The organism is Burkholderia oklahomensis C6786, from assembly GCF_000959365.1.
Taxonomy (GTDB): domain Bacteria; phylum Pseudomonadota; class Gammaproteobacteria; order Burkholderiales; family Burkholderiaceae; genus Burkholderia; species Burkholderia oklahomensis.
The window spans coordinates 2,895,609-2,917,034 of record NZ_CP009556.1; the positions used below are offsets into that span (position 1 = coordinate 2,895,609).

17 protein-coding genes are annotated in these 21,426 nt (G+C 67.5%); 12 read left to right on the forward strand and 5 right to left on the reverse strand.

Annotated elements, in window-relative coordinates; genetic code table 11:
• Positions 1 to 62: 62 nt before the first annotated feature.
• Entirely contained in the window at positions 63 to 749 is a 687-nt protein-coding gene (locus BG90_RS30395; protein ID WP_010122754.1) for a hydrolase, read from the forward strand.
• A 199-nt stretch (positions 750 to 948) separates the two neighbouring features.
• On the opposite strand, the gene BG90_RS30400 is transcribed toward BG90_RS30395, so the two are convergent.
• Positions 949 to 1,860, reverse strand: a complete 912-nt coding sequence (locus BG90_RS30400; RefSeq protein ID WP_010122755.1) for a LysR family transcriptional regulator — start codon at positions 1,858 to 1,860, stop codon at positions 949 to 951.
• A 106-nt stretch (positions 1,861 to 1,966) separates the two neighbouring features.
• Between BG90_RS30400 and BG90_RS30405 the strand changes: the two genes are divergently transcribed.
• From BG90_RS30405 to BG90_RS36345, 3 genes are all read left to right on the forward strand, one after another.
• On the forward strand, positions 1,967 to 2,653 hold the full coding sequence (locus tag BG90_RS30405; RefSeq protein WP_010122756.1) for a DsbA family oxidoreductase: 687 nt from the start codon (positions 1,967 to 1,969) through the stop codon (positions 2,651 to 2,653).
• Positions 2,650 to 3,813, forward strand: coding sequence for an FAD binding domain-containing protein (locus BG90_RS30410; protein WP_025990588.1), 1,164 nt, complete (start codon positions 2,650 to 2,652; stop codon positions 3,811 to 3,813). Before BG90_RS30405 ends, BG90_RS30410 begins: the two co-directional genes overlap by 4 nt.
• A gap of 179 nt (positions 3,814 to 3,992) precedes the next feature.
• On the forward strand, positions 3,993 to 4,331 hold the full coding sequence (locus tag BG90_RS36345) for a hypothetical protein (RefSeq protein ID WP_010122758.1): 339 nt from the start codon (positions 3,993 to 3,995) through the stop codon (positions 4,329 to 4,331).
• Here the strand turns inward: BG90_RS36345 and BG90_RS30420 are convergent, their stop codons facing one another.
• Positions 4,332 to 5,444, reverse strand: coding sequence for an alkene reductase (locus tag BG90_RS30420; RefSeq protein ID WP_025990590.1), 1,113 nt, complete (start codon positions 5,442 to 5,444; stop codon positions 4,332 to 4,334). It lies immediately after the preceding gene.
• A gap of 400 nt (positions 5,445 to 5,844) precedes the next feature.
• Here BG90_RS30420 and BG90_RS30425 point away from each other — a divergent pair, with 400 nt between their 5' ends.
• Positions 5,845 to 7,047, forward strand: a complete 1,203-nt coding sequence (locus tag BG90_RS30425) for an MFS transporter (RefSeq protein WP_025990591.1) — start codon at positions 5,845 to 5,847, stop codon at positions 7,045 to 7,047.
• A gap of 526 nt (positions 7,048 to 7,573) precedes the next feature.
• On the forward strand, positions 7,574 to 8,476 hold the full coding sequence (locus BG90_RS30430; protein WP_010122761.1) for a helix-turn-helix domain-containing protein: 903 nt from the start codon (positions 7,574 to 7,576) through the stop codon (positions 8,474 to 8,476).
• A gap of 51 nt (positions 8,477 to 8,527) precedes the next feature.
• Here the strand turns inward: BG90_RS30430 and BG90_RS30435 are convergent, their stop codons facing one another.
• On the reverse strand, positions 8,528 to 9,424 hold the full coding sequence (locus BG90_RS30435; RefSeq protein WP_025990592.1) for a helix-turn-helix transcriptional regulator: 897 nt from the start codon (positions 9,422 to 9,424) through the stop codon (positions 8,528 to 8,530).
• A gap of 342 nt (positions 9,425 to 9,766) precedes the next feature.
• Here BG90_RS30435 and BG90_RS30440 point away from each other — a divergent pair, with 342 nt between their 5' ends.
• A complete protein-coding gene (locus BG90_RS30440; protein ID WP_010122763.1) occupies positions 9,767 to 10,819 on the forward strand; it encodes a cyclic nucleotide-binding domain-containing protein in 1,053 nt (350 codons plus the stop codon).
• A 29-nt stretch (positions 10,820 to 10,848) separates the two neighbouring features.
• Here BG90_RS30440 and BG90_RS30445 read toward each other — a convergent pair whose 3' ends face one another.
• Together BG90_RS30445 and BG90_RS30450 are read right to left on the reverse strand one after the other, a co-directional pair.
• Positions 10,849 to 11,529: a YoaK family protein gene (locus BG90_RS30445; protein ID WP_025990593.1), complete on the reverse strand. Its 681-nt coding sequence runs from the start codon at positions 11,527 to 11,529 to the stop codon at positions 10,849 to 10,851.
• Positions 11,530 to 11,688: 159 nt separating this feature from the next.
• Complete coding sequence (locus BG90_RS30450; protein ID WP_010122765.1) at positions 11,689 to 12,414, reverse strand: pirin family protein; 726 nt, start codon at positions 12,412 to 12,414, stop codon at positions 11,689 to 11,691.
• 129 nt (positions 12,415 to 12,543) lie between these two features.
• Here BG90_RS30450 and BG90_RS30455 point away from each other — a divergent pair, with 129 nt between their 5' ends.
• From BG90_RS30455 to BG90_RS30475, 5 genes are all read left to right on the forward strand, one after another.
• The gene (locus tag BG90_RS30455; protein WP_010107996.1) at positions 12,544 to 13,434 is read left to right on the forward strand and encodes a LysR family transcriptional regulator; all 891 of its coding nucleotides are present in this window, start codon (positions 12,544 to 12,546) and stop codon (positions 13,432 to 13,434) included.
• A 484-nt stretch (positions 13,435 to 13,918) separates the two neighbouring features.
• Positions 13,919 to 16,063 (forward strand): hydantoinase/oxoprolinase family protein, encoded by a 2,145-nt coding sequence (locus BG90_RS30460; protein WP_010122766.1) that lies wholly within the window; start codon positions 13,919 to 13,921, stop codon positions 16,061 to 16,063.
• Between the two features lie 11 nt (positions 16,064 to 16,074).
• Positions 16,075 to 18,399, forward strand: a complete 2,325-nt coding sequence (locus tag BG90_RS30465; protein ID WP_010122767.1) for a hydantoinase B/oxoprolinase family protein — start codon at positions 16,075 to 16,077, stop codon at positions 18,397 to 18,399.
• 40 nt (positions 18,400 to 18,439) lie between these two features.
• On the forward strand, positions 18,440 to 18,946 hold the full coding sequence (locus tag BG90_RS30470; RefSeq protein WP_010122768.1) for an acetone carboxylase subunit gamma: 507 nt from the start codon (positions 18,440 to 18,442) through the stop codon (positions 18,944 to 18,946).
• A gap of 361 nt (positions 18,947 to 19,307) precedes the next feature.
• Positions 19,308 to 21,341 (forward strand): sigma-54-dependent Fis family transcriptional regulator, encoded by a 2,034-nt coding sequence (locus BG90_RS30475; protein WP_025990594.1) that lies wholly within the window; start codon positions 19,308 to 19,310, stop codon positions 21,339 to 21,341.
• Positions 21,342 to 21,426 lie beyond the last annotated feature (85 nt).

The window sequence follows — 21,426 nt, forward strand, 5'->3', positions numbered from 1 at the left end:
TCGCCGCGCGTCGAACGTCTTTCTTCAATCCCGCCTCGAACGGCGTCACTCCGGAGACTGTCATGTCCGATCCGAAACTCGAAGTCCTCACCCCGCACAACTGCCAGTTGATCTTCATCGATCAGCAGCCGCAAATGGCGTTCGGCGTTCAGTCGATCGATCGCCAGACGCTGAAGAACAACGTCGTCGGGCTCGCGAAGGCCGCGAAGATCTTCGACATCCCGACCACGATCACGACCGTCGAATCGGAATCGTTCTCCGGCTTCACGTATCCGGAGCTGCTCGACGTGTTCCCCGACCACAAGCTGCTCGAGCGCTCGTCGATGAACTCGTGGGACGACCAGAAAGTGCGCGACGCACTGAAGGCCAACGGCCGCAAGAAGGTCGTCGTGTCCGGCCTGTGGACGGAAGTCTGCAACACGACGTTCGCGCTGTGCGCGATGGCCGAAGGCAGCTACGAGATCTACATGGTCGCCGACGCGTCGGGCGGCACCAGCAAGGACGCGCACGACTTCGCGATGCAGCGGATGATCCAGGCGGGCGTCGTGCCGGTCACGTGGCAGCAGGTGCTGCTCGAATGGCAGCGCGACTGGGCGCACCGCGACACGTACGACGCCGTGATGAAGCTCGTGAAGGAACACTCGGGCGCATACGGCATGGGCGTCGACTACGCGTACACGATGGTTCACAAGGCGCAGCAGCGCACCGCGAACGCGCACGACGTGCTGGCGCCGGTTCCGGCACGCTGATCCGGACGGGCGGTCGAGCGCGGCGCGTCCGTCATGCAGGCGGACGCGCGGCCGGTTTCGGGTTCGGTTTCAGCCGCCAATTCGATCGAGTCCGTCGCCATTCGGTCGCGCATGCAAGCGCGCGATGGCAACGCAACCGCGCGCCGTTGCATCGACGGCGCGCCCGCCCCGGCGTCGATGCGAACGCCGGCGCGATCTTTCAGCGGTCGAGCGCGTCCGGCATGCGCTCGGCAAGAAACGCGATGAACGTTTGCACCTTCCGCGAATGCCGCCGGTTCGGCAGATACGCCGCATAGACCTGCGCGCCGCCGCCCGGCGGCGTCACGCACCACGATTCGAACAACGGCAGCATGCGGCCCGCAGCGACGTCGTCGTGCACGAGCCACGTCGGCACGAGCGCGATTCCTTGCCCGCTCAGCACGCTTTCCCGCAGGATGTCGAGGCTGTTCGCCGTCAGCCTGCCGTTGACTTCGACCTTGTCCGACTGACCGTCCCGGCTGAACGTCCAGCTTTGCCGCCCCTGCCGATACGGGAAGCGCAGGCACCGATGCGACGCGAGATCGCCCGGCTCGACGGGCGTGCCCATCGTGTCGAGATAGTCGTGGCTCGCGACGACGATGCGCCGATTCTCCATCAGCCTGCGCACGACGAGACCGGGATCCTGCGCCGGCGCGCCGATCCGCACGGCGACGTCGATGCGGTCGGTCGCGAGATCGAGATAGGCGTCCGACACGACGAGATCGAGCGACACGCGCGGATACGCATCGAGAAACGCCGACAGATGCGGGCCGAGGACGATGCGCGCATACGTGACGGGCACCGATACGCGCAGCGTGCCGACGGGCTCGCTGCCGGCGTCGGCCACGCTCTCGTCGGCCTCGACGAGCTGCGACAGCAGGGCGCCGATCTGATCGAGATAGGTCGCGCCGGCGTCGGTGAGCGTCACGTGGCGCGTCGTGCGCGTGAGCAGCGTCACGCCGAGCGACGCCTCCAGCGCGTCCATCAGCCGCGTCACCGACGACGTCGCGGTGCCGAGCTGCCGTGCGGCCTTCGAGAAGCCGCCCGTATCGGCGACGACGGCGAAGGTCTGCAACGCAAGTAGCTTGTCCATGTCGTTCCCATTGCGAATCGCGCAACGCCGGTTTGCTGTTTGCCGGCATTCCGCATCTTATCCGCGCCGTCTACGCTGTGCACATTCCAATCGCAAGGAGCGGGCGATGTCTTCGATCGCTATTCAGGTCACGCACGACTTCACTTGCCCGTGGTGCGCGATCGGCGAATCCAATCTGCGGCGCGGCATCGCGGAAAGCGGCGTGCGCGGGCCCGTGATCGTCACGTATCGCGCGTTCGAAGTCGATCCGTCGCTGCCGGACGCAGGCGCCGATCGCACGGCATACCGCGTGCACCGGCTCGGCACCCTGACGCGCGCGCGACAGGCCGATGCCGACGTCGAGCTGGCCGGCAGGCGCGCGGGCGTCGCGTTCGATTTCGACCGCAACTCGATCATGCCGAACACGCGGCTCGCGCACCGTCTGCTCGATTTCGCCGCAACGGCCGGCGACGGCGATCGAGCGGGCGCGCTGTCGTCGGCGATCTTCGACGCGTACTTCGCGCGCGGGCTCGACATCGGCGATCGCGGCGTGCTGCTGCGGCTCGCCGCGCAAACCGGCTTCGAGCCGCACGCAGTCGACACGTATCTCGCATCGGACGCCGGCGTCGCGGCGGTCAGGCAATCACGCGCCGACGCGCTGCACGACGGAATCCGGCTGCTGCCCGCGTTCGCGATCGGCGCCGAGCGCATCAGCGGCGCGCAGCCGGCGACCGTCTTCGCGCGCGCGTTGCGCGCCGCCGCGCGGCATGGCCCGCAACCAAACGCGATTCGACTCACGGGGGCACACTCATGAATACCCAACAACAACAACAACGTCGCGCGGTGATCGTCGGCGGGTCGCTCGGCGGCCTGTTCGCCGCGACATCGCTCCGCTCGATCGGCTGGGACGTCGACGTCTTCGAACGCTCGCCGCACGATCTCGACAGCCGGGGCGGCGGGCTCGTCCTGCAGCCGGACGTGCTCGACGCATTCCGATTCGGCGGCATCGGCTACACCGGACCGCTCGGCGTACGAAGCGAATATCGTCAATTTCTCGACGCCCACGGCGAGATCACGCAACGCGAGCGGCTGCCGCAGACGCAGACTGCATGGAGCATGCTCTACGGCAAGCTCAAGGCGAGCCTGCCCGCCGGGAGGATCCGCTCAGGCGTCGCGTTGACCGACATCGTTCGGGAAAACGCCGAAATCCATGCGCGCTTCTCGGACGGCGCGGACGTACGGGCCGATCTGCTGATCGGCGCGGACGGCCCCGATTCGACGACGCGCCGTCTGCTGCTGCCGGGAAGCCTTCCCGCCTATGCCGGCTATGTCGCATGGCGCGGCCTCGTGCCCGAGCCGCGCCTCGACGCTGCAGCGGCCGCACGACTGACGAACGCGTTCACGTTCCAGCAGGAGGCGGGGCATCAACTGCTCGCGTATCTGATCCCCGGCGAGAACGGTTCGACCGTGCCGGGCGAACGGCGCTGGAATTGGGCGTGGTATCGCCGGCTGCCCGCGGGCGACGCGCTTCGCGCCGCCCTCACCGACCGTCACGGCATCGTCCGCACGCACTCGATCCCGCCCGGCGCGATGAGCGATGCGCAGCGTGGCGGCCTGCTCGACGACGCCGCCACGCATCTCGCGCCCGCGCTTGCCGCGTTGATCGCGTCCACCGATGCGCCGTTCATGCAGATCATCCAGGACTACCGCGCGCCGCGCATGGCGTTCGGCCGCGCGGCGCTGCTCGGCGACGCGGCGTTCGTCGCGCGGCCGCACACGGGCGCGGGCACGGCGAAAGCGGCGGCGAACGCGGTGTCGCTCGCGCGCGCGCTCGATGCATCCGGCAACGACGTCGATCGCGCACTCGCCGCGTGGCAATCGACGCAATGGCGATACGGCGTGCAGTTGGCCAACTGGGGCATCGCGCTCGGCAAGCGGATCATGGGCGACGGCAATGCGGCGCGCGCGGCGTGACGTGGGACGCTCGGGGCCGGCGGCGGCGATAGTGGATTCCGCATAGCGGGCGTCGCTCGCGCGGAGTCAGCGTCCATCGCGACCGACACGCATCGACGGACGCGTTGCCGCCGCGACGCATGCATTCCGCGGCGCGGTCACTCGCGCCGCGCGGCCGTCCGTCCAGCCGTGATCCGGCTTTGTCCGACGACGCGCCGAAGCCGCCGCTTCGGCGCGTTTCGTCTCGCCCCGGCATAGGACGACGCACCGCCCTCGTCACGGAGCGCGTTCCGCGACGCCCGCCCCCGACGCCCGCCATCGCCATCGCCATCGCCATCGCCATCGCCATCGCCATCGCCATCGACATCGACATCAAGCAGCGAATCCGCTCGGGCGAGATCGGCCTCCGTGCAACGAAGCGCCGAAGCGATCGCCTCGGCGCATTGCGTTGCGACTCGATTCGACATGCGGCGGCGCGCCGCCGCCATCGGGACAGGGCGCGCCCCACAGCGCCGGCGAACAGCGCCGCGCAGCCGTGATCAGGCAAGACTCGGGTAATCGATGTAGCCCGCTTCGGCCCCGCCGAAGAACGTCTGCGGGTCGGGCGCATTCAACGCATGTGCGCCGCGCAGTCGCGCCGGCAGATCCGGATTCGCAATGAACGCGCGGCCGAATGCGATCAGATCGGCGCGCCCGGTCGCGATCGCATGCTCGGCGCTCGCCGCATCGTAGCCGCCCGCGAGCATCAGCACCCCGCGATACGCGCGCCGCAGCGCAAGAATCAGCGCATCCCAGCGCGGATCGACCTGCTCGTCCTTCATCGTGCCGACCACCGCCGGCTCGACCAGATGCAGGTAGGCAAGCGGCCAGTCGTTCAGGCGCCGCACGATGTAGCCGAACGTCTGCTCGGGCGTGTCGTCGCCCATGCCCATGAATCGCCCCATCGGCGTCAGGCGCACCGCGACGCGTTCCGCGCCGATTTCGTCGCACACCGCGGCGACGATCTCCAGCAGGAAGCGCGCGCGACGCTCGGCGCTGCCGCCGTACGCGTCGGTTCGGCGGTTGCTGTTCGAATTGATGAACTGGTCGATCAGATAGCCGTTGCCCGCATGAATCTCGACGCCGTCCATGCCCGCGGCGATCGCATTGCGCGCCGCCCGCCGGAAATCGTCGACGATCGCGTCGATCTCCGCGACCGTCAGCTCGCGCGGCACGGGCACGTCGGCCCATGCGCCCGCGCCGTCCGCATCGACGATGAACGTCCTCCCCGGCGCCGCGATCGCGCTCGGCGCGACGGGCGGCGCGCCGTCGGGCTGGAACACCGGATGCGACAAGCGCCCGACATGCCACAACTGCAGGAAGATCGTGCCGCCGCGCGCATGAACCGCGCGGCTCACTGCGCGCCAGCCGTCGATCTGGGCGTCGGTGTGGATGCCGGGCGTCCATGCGTAGCCCTGCCCCTGCTGGGAAATCTGCGTCGCCTCCGTGACGATCAGCGCGGCGCTCGCGCGCTGGCGGTAATACTCGACGTTCATCTGCGTCGGCACGTTGCCAGGCTGCCCGGCTCGCGAGCGGGTGAGCGGCGCCATCGCGACGCGATGCGGCAGCGCGTGCGCGCCGACCTTGATCGGCTCGAAAAGATGGTCGTGCATGAGTTTTCTCCGGTGCGTTTTCACGTTGATGAACACGTCGCCCGAATGGCGCGTGACCGAAGCATAGGTGCGGCGACTTTCCGCGGGAATGCGACGCCGCTGCAATCCGCCGTTGCGTTCGCGGCAAAGGCGGCGCGCGCGGGACACGTGTGGCGACGCGCCCATCCTGCCGGCATCCGCGCGCGCGTTGCGCACGGCGCAATGCCGGATTGCCGCCGCGCGCGATTCTCGATCGCGGCCATGCCGAATAAGCTCAGTCCCACTCGACCACGCAACCGCGAATGCAGGCAAGCACGCTCCGCCTTCGCCGATGCCGCGTCGCCCGGCCCCGCCTGCCGCCCGATTCGTCGTCGGGCACGGCGGTCGCGCCCGACCCGTTTCATTCAACAGCGAGCACACCATGAACACCAACCTTGCCTCTCCGGCCGCGGCCGGAGTCATGCCGCGGATGGCGCGCAGCCTGATCCTGCTGTTCGCCTTCAGTTGCGGCGCGATCGTCGCCAACCTCTATTACGCGCAGCCGATCATCGCGCTGATCGCGCCGGATCTTCACATGTCCGCCGGCATGGCGAGCCTCATCGTGTCGCTCACGCAGATCGGCTATGCGGCCGGCCTGTTCTTTCTCGTGCCGCTCGGCGATCTGGTCGAGAACAAGAAGCTGATGGTCGTCACCGCACTGATGTCGATCGCGAGCCTCGCGCTCGCCGCCGGCGTCCGCGAGCCGGGCGTGTTTCTCGTCGTGTCGCTGATCGTCGGCTTCAGCTCGGTCGCGGTGCAGTTGCTGATCCCGCTCGCCGCGCATCTCGCGCCGAGCGAATCGCGCGGGCGCGTCGTCGGCACGATCATGAGCGGCCTCTTGCTCGGCATCCTGCTGTCGCGCCCCGTCGCGAGCTTCGTCGCCGACCACTTCGGCTGGCGCGCCGTGTTCGCGTTCGGCGCGATCACGATGGCGATCGTGACCGTGCTGCTGATGCTGACGATCCCGAGCCGCCGGCCCGACCACAAGGCGACGTACGCGCAACTGATCCGCTCGCTCGAAAGGCTCGTCGCGACGCAGCCCGTGCTGCGCCAGCGCTCGCTCTACCAGGGCTTGATGTTCGGCTCGTTCAGCCTGTTCTGGACGGCCGTGCCGGTCGAGCTGATGAACCACTATCATCTGTCGCAATCGGCGATTGCGCTGTTCTCGCTCGTCGGCGCGATGGGCGCGACGTCCGCCCCGATCGCCGGCCGCCTCGCCGACGCCGGCCACGCCGCGCGCGCGACCGTCGTCGCGCTCGTGCTCGCGGCGGCGAGCTTCGCGCCGGTCCTGCTCGTTCCCGGCGTCGGCGTGGCGGGCCTCGTCGCGACCGGGATTCTGCTCGACTTCGCGGTGCAAATGAACATGGTGCTCGGCCAGCGGGAGATCTACGCGCTCGACGCGCACAGCCGCAATCGCCTGAACTCGATCTACATGACGAGCATCTTCGTCGGCGGCGCGATCGGCTCGGCGCTCGCGAGCGTTCTCTACGAGCACGGCGGCTGGACCTGGATCGCGATCGTCGGCGCGCTCTTTCCGCTCGCGGCGCTCGCGCGTTTCATCGTCACGTCGCTGTCGGGACGATGAAACGATTCGCGCGCGCACGTCGCCGGCCCCGATCGCACGGCCGCATGCAAGTGAAACGGATCGGACAGGGCTGCGTTCCGCGACGGTCCGGCCGCTCGGCGGCGGCGCGCGCACCGGGCTTGCCGCATCGACATCCGGGCAGGCCGCGTGTACGCGCGGCGTCGCACATCCGAAACCGCGCATCGCTACCCAGCGCCCGCCTGGCAGACTGGAACCGTTGCACGTACAATCCGCCCGGAACAATCGGGAAGATCCGGCGACGCGACGCAGCCCCGCCCGCCGGATCGCAGCCGGCATCGGCGAGCGGCCGCGTCGCGCGTTCGACCGCCGCCGCCGCTCGCCGTTCGTGCCGGTACGCCGCGCAGCCCACGCGTTCGCACGACGCTTTCGCACCGCAAACGGGCACGGTGCGGAATTCGCGAAGCGCAACCCGCCGACCGGCCGGCGCCGATGCGGCACGCCACGGCGCACCGGATGCGAATGCCCGCTCACGACATGCCCGCCCCACTGCTGCGGAAATCGCTCCATGAGCTCGCTTGCACGCCATTCGCCGCCGCAAACGATCGCGAAAGACTCGCTGGGCTGCACGTCGAGCGGCTTTCTGACGAACATCGAGCGTGAGACGGCGCTGTTCAGGTTCTACCGCAAGCACAGGGCCGGCTTGCGCCTCGAGCAGGTCTCGACGCCGGCCTCCGGACGCGGCATCCTGATCGGCATTTCGTTGTCCGACGGACATCGCCGGAAGATCTTCCGCGGCAGCCGTTCGGCGACGCACGATTTCCGGGTCGATTCGATCTACGCGCGCGACTTCTCCGAAGACTACCGCGCGGACATGGCGTCGAATTTCAATTTCACGCTGGTCGAGCTGTCGCCGGCGTTCCTCGACGGCCTCGCCGACGGCAGCCGCCACACGCACCTCGACGGCATCGCGTCGACGGTCGCGCACGACGACCGCCTGCTCGGCCAGCTCGGACGCGCGCTCGCGCTGGCGATGCAATCGGACGACGCGGCCGATGCGATGCTCCTCGATCAGTTGGGCATCGCGATCGGCACGCACGCGATGCACGCCTACGGCGGCATGCCGTGCGACGAGCCGAAGCAGCGGCAGCGCCTGTCCGCGCAGCTCGAGATGCGTGCGAAGGAGATGCTGACGACGGGCGCGATGTCGATCGACGAAGTCGCGAATGCGTGCCGCGTGTCGCGCGGATACTTCATCAAGGCGTTCAGCGCGACGACGGGCAAGACGCCGCATCAGTGGCTCATCGAGCAGCGCATCGATACCGCGAAGCACCTGCTCGCGCACGGCGACTGGTCGCTCGCGCGCATCGCCGAGCATTGCGGCTTCTCGAGCCAGAGCCATTTCACGCAGACGTTCACGAAGGTCGTCGGCGGGCCGCCCGGCGGATGGCGACGGCGCGCACGCGCCTGATCGAGCGCGCGCGACGCGCTCTGTTGACTTCGCCGCGACGCGACGCGTCGTCTACTTCCGGTTCACGCGCCGCCACGCGGCGGGCGGCGTGCCGATCATGCTGGTGAAGACGCGCGTCAGGTGCGCCTGATCCGAGAAGCCGCACTGATTCGCGATGTCGGCGATCGGTTCGGAGTTCGACAGCAGGCTGCGCTTGACGCGCTCGATCTTGTGCTCGAGCAGCCATCGATGCGGCGTCGTGCCGACCGTCTGCCGGAACGCCTTGATGAAGTAGCTGCGCGACAGGCCGCACGCGGACGCGACCTGCGAGATCGGCACTTCGCCGGCGACGTTCTCGGTGAGGATCGCCTTCGCCCGCTCCAGTTGCCAGCCGGCGAGCCCGCCCTTCGCGGGCGCGTTCGGTGCGACCACGCCGTATTTCTGGACGATTTGGATCTGCATCGCGCGCGCGACATGGCCCGCCAGCAGCGGACTGCGCGGCGACGTCCCGGCCGACGCGCTCAGCAGCACGCCGACGAGACACTGCAGCACCGCATCGTGGCTGTCGTCCGGACAGGCCAGTTCGCGAACGCCGCCCATCCGCATTTCGGCGGCCAGCTCGAGCAGCGTTCGGCGCGGCAGCGCATGAAAGAGCATGTCGAACGGCTGATGCAGATCCGCGCGAAACGGTTCGTCGTCCTGCCAGATTCGGACGGCGATGCGCGCATCGCGACACGGCGCGTCGTCGAGGCCCGATGACGCGCACGGCGGGCGCGCCGACAGCGACATGCCGATCAGGCAACTGTTGGCGGGCGGCATGAACTCGACGACGCCGAAGCCGTGCTCAGCATGGCGCACGCGTGTCAGCAAGACGGACGCACGACCGTCGACGCGCGCGTCGATCGTCTGCATCGTCGCGCCGCGAAACGCGTCGTGCAGACCCATTGGGGCGAAATCAGTGCAGTTCATCGTCAGGCTCGCAGGTGTGCTTGCTTCGGTGTCGGCAGATCGCCCCATGGTTATTTCCTCAGTCGAGTTAAGGATAGTGGTCGATTGCGTCCGTCGATAGAACAAAGGTGTCCTTTTTACAAAAACGTCGACGGCGTTCGGCCCCGGCCAGTTGTCATTCGCGCGTCAAACGCGCATCATCTTCGCACCTTGCATGACCGCCGCCTCATGCCGGCAGCCTAGAGGAAACGCCTCAGCAACCTATACTCGACAAATCCGTCAGACCAGCAGCCGTCAGGCTGGGGCAACACTCACGCAAGCGCGCCTGCGATGCAGCATGTCCCCGGCGGCGCACACTCACTGATGAATCACCTCCGAAACCTACTGGGGCATCTGAAGCACACCGATGACTTCGCCGCGTACAGGCTGCCGCAAGACCTGATCGAGCGCGCGTCCCGGTACGGTTCCGTCGTCGAAGTCGACAGCGGCGCGGCGCTGAGCGTCAGGGGGGCGCGCAGCGATCATCTCTACATCGTGCTCGACGGCGCGACCCGATGCGCTCCGCACGCGCACCTGCCGGTCCCGTTCGGCGTCGAGCACGGACCCGGCACCTTCACCGGCGAACTCGATCTGCTCAACGACGTCGCGTGCGAAGTCACCGTGGCCGCCTCGTCCGCGTGTCGTCTCGTGCAGATCCATCGCGCGACGCTCAAGCATCTGCTGCAAAGGGAACCGGACTTGCGCGACGTCCTCGTCCGCCTGCTCCTCCTTCGCCGCATCGGCCTGCTCGCCTCCGATCTTCCCGTCTCTTCTGCCGCATCTGCCGCATTGGCCGACCGCCGCCGCGACGCCGGGCACGAATTCGATCTGGCGATCGTCGGCAGCGGCGCAGCCGGCATGATCGCCGCCGCGCATGCCGCATCGCTGCGCCTGAACACCGTCGTCGTCGAAGGCCGGCTGCCCTTCGGGATTGACGACGAATTCGCGGCGCCCGGCGCGGCATCGCATCGGCAATTCGGCCCGCATCTGACGATCCGCAACCTCACCGTGCGCCTCGACTGCAACGCCTACCCGTTCGGCCTCGCGTCCCGCGACGGCGAACGCATCCACGCGCACACCGTCGTGATCGCGTCGTCGGTGCGCCCGCAATACAATCCGCGGCTCGCGCGCGTCGCGCTTCGCGCGAACACCGAGTGGCTCGATGGCGCCGTCGACGTCGACGACAGCGGATTCGTCCGCACCGGACGAGCGGCGTCCGGCACGACCTTCGCCGCCGCGTTCGAAAGCTCGCAGCCCGGCGTGTTCGCGATCGGCGAAGCGCGCGCGGGGCCGCGGCGCTCGGCCGTCGAGAACATGTCGGAAGGCGCGGTCGTCGTCGAAGCGATTCGCCGCTTCATCCACGCGTATCCCGCGTGATCCGTGCGAGGCGGCGCACGCGCTTCCGCTCACATCGCCTTTTCCATCGCCTTTTCCTCGTCGACGAGCAGCGCGGCCGCGATCAGCATCGGCGGCAACGCGAACGCCCACACGCCGCCGATCAGATAGAGGCCCGCCGCCGCACCGCATCCAAGCGCGAACGTCACGACGGTCCACGCCATGTTCGCGAGCCGCGACGGTCCGCCCGCGCGCCACGCATCGTCGCCGACGAGACGGTTCGCCAGATGCAGCATCAGTTGCGTGACGGTTCCCGTCATCAGCGTCGTGGGCAGCGCGTCCGGCAAGTGCAGCCGATGAACCGCGTTCTGGATCGCCATCGCCATCACGAGGATCATCCCGGTCACGATCGCGGGCCACGCGTCGCCGTCCGCGAACGGACCCATGCGGATCGCAAGCGCGGCGCCGATGGCGAGCAGCAGCCACTGCGCGCCCAGCAGGATCTTCAGCGCCGGTGCGTGCGCGCGCAGCATCAAGCGGCGCGCCGCGCCCGCGGCGAGCACGACGACGCAGAAGACCGGCAGCGCCAGGAGCTTCGCGATGGCGCCCGTGCTTCCGGAAACCAGCGTCGCGCCGAGCGTGACGAAGTTGCCCGTCACGTGCGCGGTGAAGAGGCCTTGCAGCGCGAGAAAGCCCGCGGTATCGACGTAACCGCCGTTGAACGTGAGCAGCGAAGGCAGATTCAGTTTCATTGCATCGGGTTCCTGAAGAAAAGGATGAGCGCGCATGCGGATGCGATCCGCGCGGCGTCTGCGCGCGCTGCCCGCCACGCGCGGTCGGCGGCCGAACGGCGCGCGCGGCGCGCCCCGCGCAGCCGCCGTCCGCGCACAACCGCCCGAAGCGCGACGACGTCACGCCCACTCGGCGGTGACTTCGATCGGCCGCAGATCGAACAGCAGGACTTCCGCCTGCTTGCCGTTCGCGATCCGCAACACCTGCTCGTCGCGAATCCGCGCGCCGTCGCCCGCCTGCTGCTCGACGCCGTTGACCGTCACCGACCCGCGCGCGACGTGAACGTACGCGAAGCGCCGAGCCGGCAGCACGAACTGCTCGCTCGCATCGCCGTCGAACAGGCCCGCGTAGATCCGCGTATCCTGGCGAATCTTCAACGAGCCGTCCTGCCCTTCCGGCGACACGATGAGGCGCAGCTTCCCGCGCTTTTCGTCGCCGCTCACGCTGGTCTGCTGATAGCGCGGCTCGACGCCCCGCACCGACGGCCCGATCCAGATCTGCAGGAAATGCACGGGCGTGTCCGCGGAATGGTTGAATTCGCTGTGCGCGATGCCCTTGCCCGCGCTCATCAGCTGCACGTCGCCCGGCACGATCACCGAGCCCGTGCCCATCGTGTCGCGGTGCTCGAGCGCGCCTTCGAGCACATACGACAGGATCTCCATGTCGCGATGGGGATGCATGCCGAAGCCGCGGCCGGGCGCGACGCGATCGTCGTTGATCACCAGCAGGTCCGAAAACCCGACTTGCGCCGGATCGTAGTATTCGGCGAACGAGAACGTGTGGCGCGAGCTGAGCCAGCCGTGTTCGGCGCGACCGCGTTGATTTGCTGCTCTGACTTCAATCATGATGACCTCCGTTGCATCGCGGGCGCTGCGAGTTGCGCGCCTCGTCGATCGATGCCTGCAGCTTACGTCAACTATTTTGATACTGATATAAACAGGAAGATAATTACTATCTCCATTTAGTGGACAATCATGCAATTCGACGACCTTCGGATATTCGTCGCGACCGTAGAAGCGGGAAGCTTCACCGGCGCGGCAGACAAGCTCCTGCTGTCGAAGCAGTTCGTCAGCCGGCGGGTAATGGCGCTTGAGGCGTCGCTCGGCGTCCGGCTGCTCGTGCGCAACACGCGCAAGCTCGCGGTGACGGAGCTCGGCCAGGAGTTCCACGCGCGCGCGACGCGCATCCTCGCCGAGATCGCGGACACCGAGGAGGCGATGTCCGCGCGCCGCCGAGATCTGCGCGGGACGCTCAAGATCAGCGCGCCGATGTCGTTCGGCATCACGCACCTGTCGCCGCTGATCGCCGAGTTCCTCGTCCAGCACCCGGCCGTCCGGCTGCATCTCGAGCTCAGCGACCGCCATGTCGATCTGATCGGCGAAGGATTCGACCTCGCGCTGCGCATCGGCGCGCTGCCTGATTCGACGCTGATCGCGCGCCGCCTCGGCGAATTGCGGATGGTCGCGTGCTGCAGCCCGGCTTACCGGCGCAGCCGGGGCACGCCGGCGACGCCCGCCGATCTGCATCGACACGCGTGCCTGCTGTACGGCCAGGAAGGCCGCGCCGGCTGGGAGTTCGTGATCGACGGCGCGCGCCGCACGTTCGAAGTGCAAGGCGCGCTGCTCGCGAACAACGGCGAAGTGATCCGCGACGCGGCCGTCGCTGGGCTCGGCATCGCGCTGCTGCCGCACTTCATCGTCGCGCCCCCGCTGGACGCGGGCACGCTCGTGACCGTGCTCGAACCGTTCGCGCAGTCACCGCTGCCGGTGAACGCCGTTTATCCGCAGCATCGGCAGGACATGGCGGCCTGCCGGGTGTTTCTCGGGTTCATCGAAGAGCGGCTGCGCAAGCGTTTTTCGAAGTGAGCGGCGGTTCGCTTGCCGGGATGCCCTTGGCGCTTGGCGCGGCGAAGACTTGGGCCTGTTCACGCGAATAACGGGCCTGCGCTGACCGCCGACGCTGCGCCCATCCAGCAGAAGCACGCGCGACGGAATCGTTCAACGGTGCTTCACAAGACACTTCGGCGCACGCCGTCCCGGCAACGAACGATGCGCGGACTGCGGTCGTGCGCATCGCCGCAGTCTACGTTGACGCCCTCGCCCCGACCGGCATTCGAACGCGCCGCCAATTCGAAATCCGGTCGATTTTCCGGTCTCGCGCTCACGACGAGCCCTTCCCCAACCAACGTCCTTGTCCGTCGCGCCTTGTCGCGGCGCGCACGCTCGCGCGCCGCGCGCCAATGGCACGGCTATTGCGTTGTCGTCTCCGAGCCGTCGCTTCCGATGCGTCGAACGCGTTCATTCGCTCGCATCGCGGCTCACGACTACATCAATCACTGGAGACGAAAACATGGAAGGGCTTTCGCAAGTCCAGGTGCTGGGCATCGATGCGGGCGGCACGATGACCGACACCTTCTTCGTGCGTGCGGACGGGCGGTTCGTCGTCGGCAAGGCGCAAAGCAATCCCGAAGACGAATCGCTCGCGATCCTCGATTCGTCGCAGGATGCGCTCGCCCACTGGCAGCGCGACGTCGACGACGTGTATCCGGAGCTGCTCACCTGCGTGTACTCCGGCACGGCGATGCTGAACCGCGTCGTGCAGCGCAAGGGGCTCGATGTCGGCCTGATCGTGAACAAGGGCTTCGAGCATATTCACTCGATGGGCCGCGCGATCCAGAGCTACCTCGGCTACGCGCTCGAAGAGCGGATCCATCTGAACACGCACCGCTACGACGAACCGCTCGTGCCGCTGTCGCGCACGCGCGGCGTCACCGAACGCACCGACGTGCAGGGCGACGTCGTCATCCCGCTGCGCGAGGCAGACGTGCGGCAGGCGACGCGCGAGCTCGTCTCCGCGGGCGCGAAGGCCATCGTCATCTGCCTGCTGCAGTCGCACAAGAACGCGACGAGCGAGCGGCGCGCGCGCGACGTCGCGCGCGACGAACTGAAGGCGATCCGTGCGGACATCCCCGTGTTCGCGTCGGTCGACTACTATCCGCAGCGCAAGGAAAGCCACCGGATGAATACGACCGTGCTCGAAGCGTACGCGGCCGAACCGTCCCGGCAGACGCTGAAGAAGGTCAGCGACCGCTTCCGCAAGCACGGCGCGAAGTTCGACCTGCGCGTGATGGCGACGCACGGCGGCACGATCAGCTGGAAAGCGAAGGAGCTCGCGCGCACCATCGTATCGGGGCCGATCGGCGGCGTGATCGGTTCGAAGCTTCTCGGCGAGGCGCTCGGCTACGACAACATCGCGTGCTCGGACATCGGCGGCACGTCGTTCGACATGGCGCTCATCACGAAGGGCAACTTCGCGATCGCTTCGGATCCCGACATGGCGCGCCTCGTGCTGTCGCTGCCGCTCGTCACGATGGATTCGGTCGGCGCGGGCGCCGGCAGCTTCGTGCGGCTCGATCCGTACAGCGGCGCGATCAAGCTCGGCCCGGACAGCGCAGGCTATCGCGTCGGCACGTGCTGGCCCGACAGCGGCCTCGCGACGGTGTCCGTGTCCGACTGCCACGTGGTGCTCGGCTATCTGAATCCCGACAACTTCCTCGGCGGTCTGATCAAGCTCGACGTGAATCGCGCGCGCGAGCACATCAAGGCGCAGATCGCCGATCCGCTCGGCCTCTCGGTCGAGGACGCGGCGGCCGGCGTGATCGAGCTGCTCGACCTGCAATTGCGCGAGTACCTGCGTTCGAACGTCAGCGCGAAGGGCTACAACCCGACCGAGTTCGTCTGCTTCTCGTACGGCGGCGCCGGCCCCGTCCATACGTACGGGTACACCGAAGGGCTCGGCTTCAAGGACGTCGTCGTGCCCGCGTGGGCCGCGGGCTTCTCCGCATTCGGCTGCGCATGCGCGGACTTCGAATACCGCTACGACAAGAGCGTCGACCTCGCGCTGCCGCAGCTCGCGCCGGACGCCGACAAGGCGCAGGCCGCGCAGACGATCCAGAAGGCATGGGCCGAGCTGGCCGCGAAGGTCGTCGAGGAATTCAGGATCAACGGCTTCGACGAAAGCGACGTGATTCTGCGCCCCGGCTTCCGGATGCAGTACATGGGACAACTGAACGATCTCGAGATCGAATCGCCGATCGCGAGCGCGGCGAGCGCCGACGACTGGAACCGGATCGTCGCCGCGTTCGAGGACACCTACGGCCGCGTCTACGCGAGCTCGGCGCGCTCGCCCGAGCTGGGCTTCTCGGTCACGGGCGCGATCATGCGCGGCATGGTCGTCACGCAGAAGCCGGTCCTGCCGGAGGACCCGGAAGGCGGCGCGAAGCCGCCCGCGGACGCGCGCATCGGCACGCGGCGGCTCTATCGCCACAAGCAATGGCACGACGCCGTGCTCTGGCGAATGGAGGCGCTCAAGCCCGGCAATGTGATCACCGGGCCTGCGATCGTCGAATCCGACGCCACGACGTTCGTCGTGCCCGCCGGATTCGAAACGACGCTCGACAAGCACCGGCTCTTCCATCTCAAGGAAATCAGGTAAGGAGACACGCGATGAACATGATGTCCAGCCAGGAAGTCGGCTTCGCCGATCTGCTCAAGAACGGCCAGACGCTGAAGCAGTTTCGCGACGGCATTCTCGGGCGCACCGCGCAGACGGGCCATTACAACGGCCTCCAGCGGCTCGAGTTGCGCGAGAGCGATCCGATCCGCTACGAGAAGATGTTCTCGAAGCTGCGCGGCGGGCTCGTGCATGCGCGCGAAACCGCGAAGAAGATCGCCGCGAGCCCGATCGTCGAACAGGAAGGCGAACTGTGCTTCACGCTCTACAACGCCGCGGGCGACTGCGTGCTGACGTCGACCGGGATCATCATCCACGTCGGCACGATGGGCGCGGCGATCAAGTACATGATCGAAAACAACTGGGAGGCGAACCCAGGCATTCATCCGGGTGACATGTTCACCAACAACGACTGCTCGATCGGCAACGTCCATCCGTGCGACATCGCGACGATCGTGCCGATCTTCGCGCACGGCAAGCTCGTCGGCTGGGTCGGCGGCGTGACGCACGTGATCGACACGGGCGCGGTGACGCCGGGCTCGATGTCGACGGGACAAGTGCAGCGCTTCGGCGACGGCTACATGATCACGTGCCGCAAGACCGGCGTGAACGACACGCCGCTGCGCGACTGGCTGCACGAGAGCCAGCGCTCGGTTCGCACGCCGAAGTACTGGATTCTCGACGAGCGCACGCGCATCGCGGGCTGTCACATGATCCGCGGCCTGATCGAGGAAGTCATCGAAGAAGAAGGCCTCGACGCGTACGAGAAGTTCGCGTACGAAGTGATCGAGGAAGGCCGCCGCGGCCTGCAGACCCGCATCAAGGCGATGACGCTGCCCGGCAAGTACCGGAAGGTCGCCTTCGTCGACGTGCCGTACAACCATCCGGACGTGCAGACGTCGTCCGCGTTCGCGAAGCTCGACTCGATCATGCACTCTCCCGTCGAGATGGAAATCCGCAAGGACGGCACCTGGCGTCTCGACTTCGAAGGCGCGAGCCGCTGGGGCTGGCACTCGTACAACGCGCATCAGGTCGCGTTCACGAGCGGCATCTGGGTGATGATGACGCAAACGCTCGTCCCCACGCAGCGCATCAACGACGGCGCGTATTTCGGCACCGAGTTCCATCTGCCGAAGGGCGCGTGGATGAACCCGGACGATCGCCGCACGGGCCACGCGTACGCGTGGCACTTCCTCGTGTCGGGCTGGAGCGCGTTGTGGCGCGGCCTGTCGCAAGCCTACTTCAGCCGCGGCTATCTCGAGGAAGTCAACGCGGGCAACGCGAACACGTCGAACTGGCTGCAAGGCGGCGGGATCAACCAGGACGGCGACATCCACGCGGTCAACAGCTTCGAGGCGTCGTCGTGCGGCACCGGCGCGTGCGCGCTCAAGGACGGCCTCAACCACGCCGCCGCGATCTGGAATCCCGAAGGCGACATGGGCGACATCGAGATCTGGGAGATGGCCGAACCGCTGCTCTATCTCGGCCGCAACGTGAAATCGAACTCCGGCGGCTACGGCAAATACCGGGGCGGCTGCGGCTTCGAGACGCTGCGCATGGTCTGGAAGGCGCAGGACTGGACGATGTTCTTCATGGGCAACGGCTACATGAACAGCGACTGGGGCCTGATGGGCGGCTATCCGGCGGCGACCGGCTATCGCTTCGAAGCGCACCGCACCGGCCTGAAGGAGCGCATCGCACTCGGCGAGAGCCTGCCGCTCGGCGGCGACGCGAATCCGGACCTTCCCGACTACGAGAATCACCTGAACGCGGGCGCGGTCGTCAAGCGCGACCAGCAGTGCATGACGACGGAGGACTGCTACGGCAACTACGATCTCTATCTGAACTATCTGCGCGGCGGCCCCGGCTTCGGCGATCCGCTCGACCGCGAAATCGACGCGATCGAGCACGACCTGAACAACGCGCTGCTGTTGCCCGAGTATGCGCAGAAGGTCTACGGCGCGGTCGCGACCCGCGACGCGAACGGCGTCTGGACCGTCGACGCGAAGGCGACCGCATTGCAGCGCGTCGAGATCCGCAACGCGCGCCTCGCCCGTTCGCAGCCGACCCGCGAATGGATGAAGGGCGAACGCGAGCGGATCCTGGTGAAGCATGCGTCGACGCAAGTGCAGCACATGTTCGCGACGAGCTTCGGCCTGTCGAAGAAATTCGAGCTGCAGTTCCGCACGTTCTGGGACTTGCCTGACGGCTGGACGCTCACCGAAGACGAGCTCGACGTGCCGACCTACGGCTCGAAGTTCCGCATGGATCTGTCGAAGATGCCCGACGTCAACACCGTCGTGCTCGTCGAAGAGTGAGCCCGGCCGCCCAACGCACAACCATCGAAGAGGACTGGAGATGTCTACTTACACGAAGGAACAGATCGGCAACATGGTCGACGGCAAGCTCGACTGGGACACCACGCTGCGCATGCTGTCGATGCCGAAGGACGGCGAGCGGTTCGGCATGTACGTCGATGCACTGCAGCAAAAGCTCGGCTGGAAAGACCGCATCGTGCTGCCGCTCGGCCCGCACCTGTACATCGTGCAGCAGCGGGCGACGAAGAAATGGGTCACGCAATGCGACTGCGGCCACGTGTTCTGCGACTACCGGGAGAACTGGAAGCTGCACGCGAACATCTTCGTGCGCGACTCCGAGGAAGCGATGGACGAAGTCTATCCACGGCTGATGGCGCCCGACACGCAATGGCAGGTGTATCGCGAGTACTACTGCCCGACGTGCGGCGCGATGCACGACGTCGAAGCGCCGACGCCGTGGTATCCGGTCGTTCACGACTTCGAGCCCGACGTCGACGCGTTCTATTCGGAATGGATCGGCCTGCCGGTTCCGGAACGCGCCGATTGATCTGATGTTTGACCCGGCTCGCGGCATCGGCCCGCGAGCCCGCTTCGTTTCCGCGTCACGAACCCAACGTTCGATTTCCGGCCGTTCGATTTTCGGACGGCCGATCTGTTTTCGAGCGGCGGCGCACCTACCTTGGCGACGCACACGCCGACGTTACGGTTCGGTCACCGGCTGGCGCGGGCATTGCTTGTCCTGCATCGCCCGAACCGACGGCAAAGACGGTTCGGAGTACGATATCCGGCACGCACGCGCGGCGACCGCAAGCGCCGCAGCGTCGAACGTCGAGACTCGAGACTCGAGACAAAAGGCCGGACGGACGGCCGCACGGTTCGCACAGCTTGCGAATCGTCAGGAGACAAGCATGCAGCAGACAGGCACGCCGATGGACTGGTTCCCCAGTCCCCAACATGACGCGCGCATCATGGCCGCGTGGGAACACCTGGTCACGGGCGGCGAATGGCGCTCGACCAATGTACGCGGCGTCGTCGACGATTCGTGGCAGCGCTGCCTCGTCGGCCACGTCGATCCCGGCGTCGACCGGGCGCCGCCGCCGCTCGACGACGATCGCCTCGAGCAATGGCGCACGGGCAACCGGCGCCTTATCGACGTCAGCCTGCCGCTGATGCAGCAGACCCGCGAGTTCCTGTCGCAGACGGGTACCGTGATGCTGCTCGCCGATCCGAGCGGCATGATCCTGCAGCAGGAAGGCGACATGCGGATACTCGAGCCCGCGAGCGAGGTCGGGCTCGTTCCCGGCTGCGACTGGACCGAGCTCAACTGCGGCACCAATGCGATCGGCACCGCGCTCGCGCTGAAGCAGCCCGTGCAGATCCACGGCGCCGAGCACTTTTGCGCCGGCATCAAGCGCTGGACCTGTTCGGCGACGGTGATTCAGGATCCCGTCGACGGTCACGTGCTCGGCGTCATCGACGTGTCGGGTCTCGCGGACACCTACAGCCGCTACAGCCTCGCACTCGCCGTATCGCTCGCCGGACGCATCGAAGGCCGCCTCGCGAAAGACGCGATGGAACGCCGGCTGCGCCTGCTCGATCGCTGCGCGCCTCGCCCCGGTTCCGCGAACGCCGACGCGATGCTCGTCGTCGACGATCGCGGACGGCTCGTCAAGGCGAATCCGCAAGTCGTGCCGACGCTGCGCAGACTGGGATTCGACGTGCAGCTCGATGCGGGTTTCTCGCTGCCGGGACTGGACGCATGCAAGCGCGGCGGCGCGCCCGCGAACGCGCCCGCATGGCTGCGCGACAGCCGCGTCGAAACGTTGAGCGAAGGCGCGGACGTGCTGGGCTACATGATCGTGATACCGGGAAGCGGAACGCCCCGCCGCACCGGCCCGATCGCCCGCGAGCCGGATCGGCATCGTTCGGCATCCCGAGCGTTCGAGCGCATCGTCGGAGACAGCTCCGCGCTCCGCGCGGCCGTCGTCAAGGCGCGCCAGCTCGCTCCGTCGAAAGTGCCGGTGTTGCTGCTGGGCGAGACGGGCGTCGGCAAGGAGCTGTTCGCGCAAGGCATTCATCACGCGAGCGAACGAGCCGACGGCCCGTTCGTCGCGCTCAATTGCGGCGGACTATCGAGAGACCTGCTCGCGAGCGAGCTGTTCGGATACGCGGAAGGCGCATTCACCGGCGCGCGCAAATCGGGCGCGGCCGGCAAGATCGAGGCGGCCGACGGCGGCACGCTGTTTCTCGACGAGATCGGCGAAATGCCGCTCGATATCCAGCCGCATCTGCTGCGCGTCCTCGAGGAGAATGAAATCTACCGGCTCGGCGAGAACACGCCGCGCAAGGTGAACTTCCGGCTCGTCGCCGCGACGCACCGCGACCTGAAAGATGCGATCGCGAAGGGGAGGTTCCGGATGGATCTCTTCTACCGGATCGCCGTCACGACCGTGTCGATACCGAGTCTGCGCGAACGCGCCGAGGATCTGCCGTCGCTGATCGCCTATTGGCTCGCGCATCTGTGCGCATGCTACGGCTTGCCGCCGCGAACGTTCGACGACGACGCGTATGCGCGGCTGATGGACTACCCGTGGCCGGGCAACGTGCGCGAGCTGCGCAATGCGATCGAAGGCTCGCTGCTGCTGTCCGACGGACCCGTCATCACGGCGGACAAGCTGCCGGTGGAAATCGGCGCGTCCGCCGACGCGGCGGCGCCTATCGCGCTGCCGGCGAAGGACGCGACCGAATCGGAGTCCGGTGGCAGCGCGTCGCTGAAGTGCGCCGAAGCCGAATACATCCGCCGCGCACTCGACCGTCATGGCGGCAACCTGACGAAGACGGCCAACCAGCTCGGCATCGCGAAAAGCACGCTGTACGAAAAGATCCGCAAGTACGATCTGCTCAAGGCGGTCAGCGATACGCGGCGGCGCGGGACGCACTGACGCATGCGGTGCGCCGCAAAGACGAAAGCGGCGCGTCGAATCCGCGACCTTGCGGCGCTTGCCTTGGTCGCCTTGCGGAACCGCG